The sequence below is a fragment of the Microbacterium sp. Bi128 genome, assembly GCF_918698205.1.
This window is the reverse complement of record NZ_CAKKMM010000502.1, coordinates 1-3,387: the sequence shown is the minus strand read 5'-3', so window position 1 is coordinate 3,387 and position 3,387 is coordinate 1. Positions and strand designations below refer to the sequence as shown.

Annotated in this window: 6 protein-coding genes and 1 pseudogene; all 7 read left to right on the top strand. The window is 61.1% G+C overall.

Annotation, left to right across the window (positions count from 1 at the left end):
* A partial coding sequence (rplN, locus tag LQV45_RS21865) for a 50S ribosomal protein L14 (protein ID WP_230008797.1) occupies positions 1 to 280 on the top strand: 280 nt, incomplete at its 5' end.
* A gap of 3 nt (positions 281 to 283) precedes the next feature.
* A complete protein-coding gene (gene rplX, locus LQV45_RS21860) occupies positions 284 to 643 on the top strand; it encodes a 50S ribosomal protein L24 (protein WP_018773671.1) in 360 nt (119 codons plus the stop codon).
* Positions 643 to 1,224: pseudogene (gene rplE, locus LQV45_RS21855) on the top strand (50S ribosomal protein L5). Before rplX ends, rplE begins: the two are co-directional and overlap by 1 nt.
* A 96-nt stretch (positions 1,225 to 1,320) precedes the next feature.
* Positions 1,321 to 1,719 (top strand): 30S ribosomal protein S8, encoded by a 399-nt coding sequence (rpsH, locus tag LQV45_RS21850; protein WP_018773673.1) that lies wholly within the window; start codon positions 1,321 to 1,323, stop codon positions 1,717 to 1,719.
* Between the two features lie 18 nt (positions 1,720 to 1,737).
* Positions 1,738 to 2,274 carry a 50S ribosomal protein L6 gene (rplF, locus tag LQV45_RS21845; RefSeq protein WP_011692797.1) on the top strand — a complete coding sequence of 179 codons (537 nt, stop codon included), beginning with the start codon at positions 1,738 to 1,740 and terminating at the stop codon, positions 2,272 to 2,274.
* A gap of 2 nt (positions 2,275 to 2,276) precedes the next feature.
* The gene (gene rplR / locus LQV45_RS21840; RefSeq protein ID WP_018773674.1) at positions 2,277 to 2,660 is read left to right on the top strand and encodes a 50S ribosomal protein L18; all 384 of its coding nucleotides are present in this window, start codon (positions 2,277 to 2,279) and stop codon (positions 2,658 to 2,660) included.
* Between the two features lie 26 nt (positions 2,661 to 2,686).
* Positions 2,687 to 3,367 carry a 30S ribosomal protein S5 gene (gene rpsE, locus LQV45_RS21835; RefSeq protein ID WP_173403037.1) on the top strand — a complete coding sequence of 227 codons (681 nt, stop codon included), beginning with the start codon at positions 2,687 to 2,689 and terminating at the stop codon, positions 3,365 to 3,367.
* Positions 3,368 to 3,387: the final 20 nt, after the last annotated feature.

Sequence of the window (3,387 nt, the reverse complement as noted above, 5' to 3'; positions counted from 1 at the left end):
TCGCTACGCAGGCATTGGCGACGTAATCGTCGCTACCGTCAAGGACGCAATTCCGGGCGGCAACGTAAAGAAGGGCGACGTCGTCAAGGCTGTCATCGTCCGTACCAAGAAGGAACGCCGCCGTGCGGATGGTTCCTACATCAAGTTTGACGAGAACGCAGCCGTCATCCTGAAGAACGACGGTGACCCCCGCGGTACCCGTATCTTCGGACCGGTTGGTCGTGAACTTCGCGACAAGAAGTTCATGAAGATCGTTTCTCTGGCTCCGGAGGTGCTCTAGTCCATGGCTAAGATCAAAAAGGGTGACCTCGTTCAGGTCATCACTGGCGCCAAGGCTGAGCGCGGCGGCGACAAGGGTAAGCAGGGCAAGGTTCTGCGCGTGTACCCGGAGACCAACCGCGTGTTGGTTGAAGGCATTAACCGCGTAACCAAGCACACCAAGGTCGGTCAGTCGCAGCGCGGCACCAAGACCGGTGGCATCGAGGTCGTCGAGGCTTCGATCCACATCTCCAACGTGGCTCTGGTTGACCCGTCCACCAAGAAGCCCACCCGCGTCGGTTTCCGCACCGAGACCGTTGAGCGCGATGGCGTGAAGCGTGAAGTGCGCGTCCGCGTGGCCAAGAGCTCAGGGAAGGACATCTAATGACTGAGACTCTCGAGACTCCGGCAAGCAAGATCGTTCCTCGTCTGAAGACCAAGTACGCCGATTCCATCAAGAACACGCTGACTGAGGAATTCAAGTACCAGAACGTCAACCAGGTTCCCCGCCTGGTGAAGGTCGTTGTGAACATGGGTGTTGGAGATGCCGCCAAGGACTCCAAGCTGATCGACGGCGCTGTCCGCGATCTGACCCTGATCACCGGCCAGAAGCCGCAGGTAACCAAGGCCCGCAAGTCGATCGCACAGTTCAAGCTGCGCGAAGGCATGCCGATCGGTGCACACGCAACTCTGCGTGGGGACCGCATGTGGGAATTCCTGGACCGTCTGGTCACGCTGGCCCTGCCGCGTATCCGCGACTTCCGTGGCCTCAGCGGCAAGTAGTTCGATGGCAACGGCAACTACACCTTCGGTCTGACCGAGCAGGTTATGTTCCACGAGATCGACCAGGATTCCATTGACCGCGTTCGCGGTATGGACATCACCGTCGTGACCACTGCCAAGACCGACGACGAAGGCCGCGCGCTGCTGAAGGCGCTTGGCTTCCCGTTCAAGACCGAAGACTAATCTAGCTACGTAAAAGGTCCGCCCGCGCTCCTTTCCGAATTCTGTTCGGGACAACCAGCACGGCGGAAACCGTTATGAGGAAGGGCAAGAGCCCACATGACAATGACAGATCCCGTCGCAGACATGCTTACGCGTCTGCGCAACGCTAACTCGGCATACCACGATTCCGTGACCATGCCGTACAGCAAGCTCAAGGCACGCGTTGCCGACATCCTGAAGGCTGAAGGTTACATCGCCTCCTGGAAAGAAGAAGACGCTGAGGTTGGCAAGAAGCTGACCCTCGAGCTCAAGTTCGGTCCGAACCGCGAGCGTTCAATCGCTGGCGTTCGTCGTATTTCCAAGCCGGGACTGCGCGTTTACGCAAAGTCCACCAACCTGCCGCACGTGCTCGGTGGCCTGGGTGTCGCAATCCTGTCCACCTCTTCCGGCCTCTTGACTGACAAGCAGGCCGGCAAGAAGGGCGTGGGCGGCGAAGTCCTCGCTTACGTCTGGTAACGGGAAAGGAAGAGAATAATGTCACGTATTGGACGTCTCCCCATCACCGTTCCTGCCGGCGTTGAGGTCAAGGTTGACGGCTCTGTCGTCAGCGTCAAGGGTTCCAAAGGCGAGCTGAGCCACACTGTGGCCAGCCCGATCGAGGTTTCCCTGGAAGATGGCACCCTGACTGTCGCCCGCCCGAACGACGAGCGCGCCTCACGTTCGCTGCACGGCCTGACCCGCACCCTGATCGCCAACATGATCCAGGGTGTCACCGCAGGCTACGAGAAGAAGCTTGAGATTGTCGGTACCGGTTACCGCGTCCAGGCCAAGGGTTCTGACCTGGAGTTCGCTCTGGGCTACAGCCACCCGGTCAACGTCTCGGCACCGAACGGCATCACCTTTGCAGTTGAGACCCCGACCAAGCTCTCTGTTTCAGGTATCTCCAAGCAGCAGGTCGGCGAGGTTGCTGCCAACATTCGCAAGCTGCGGAAGCCGGACCCCTACAAGGGCAAGGGCATCCGTTACGCAGGCGAAGTCATCCGCCGCAAGGTCGGAAAGGCTGGTAAGTAACCATGGCGATCGCAATTAACAAGAAGCGTACGAACAAGAGCAAGTCTGCCCAGCGCAGCCGCCGCCAGCTTCGTATCCGCAAGCGCATCTCCGGAACGGCTGTACGCCCGCGTCTGGTCGTCAACCGCTCCGCACGTCACGTATTCGTCCAGGTTGTCGATGACACCAAGGGCCTGACCGTGGCAAGCGCCTCCACACTGGAAGCCGACCTTCGTGCATTCGACGGTGACAAGACCGCCAAGGCCAAGCGCGTTGGCGAACTGGTCGCCGAGCGTGCCAAGGCTGCCGGTATCGAAGCAGTTGTCTTCGACCGCGGTGGTAACAAGTACCACGGCCGGATCGCCGCCGTCGCTGACGGCGCACGTGAAGGTGGGCTGGCACTGTGACCGAAAATAACGAAAAGGACATTCAGGTGACTGAAGCTGTAGCTGCTCCGGCAACTGAGACCGCTGCGCCTGCTACCACTGACGACCGCCGTGGTGGCGCTCGTCGTGGCGAGCGTGGCGACCGCGGCCAGGGCCGTGGCGACCGTGGCGGCCGTGGTGGCCGTGACGGCGGCCGCGAGGCCGAGAAGAGCCAGTTCGTAGAGCGCGTCGTAACCATCAACCGCGTTTCCAAGGTCGTCAAGGGTGGTCGTCGCTTCAGCTTCACCGCCCTCGTCGTCGTCGGTGACGGCAACGGCATGGTCGGCGTCGGCTACGGCAAGGCAAAGGAAGTTCCTGCCGCTATCGCGAAGGGCGTTGAAGAGGCCAAGAAGTCCTTCTTCCGCGTTCCCCGCATCGGCAGCACCATCCCCCACCGCGTTCAGGGTGAGGCCGCCGCAGGCGTCGTCATGCTGCGCCCGGCTTCCGCCGGTACCGGTGTTATCGCCGGTGGCCCGGTCCGTGCAGTACTGGAGTGCGTGGGCATCCACGACATCCTCTCCAAGTCGCTCGGTTCTTCCAACGCCATCAACATCGTTCACGCGACCGTTGACGCGCTGAAGCGCCTCGAAGAGCCGGCAGCAGTGGCAGCACGCCGCGGCCTGCCGCTCGACGAGATCGCCCCGCCGGCAATGGTCAAGGCGCTCCTGAACCAGAAGGCAGGTGTCTGAGTCATGGCTAAGAACGTGCT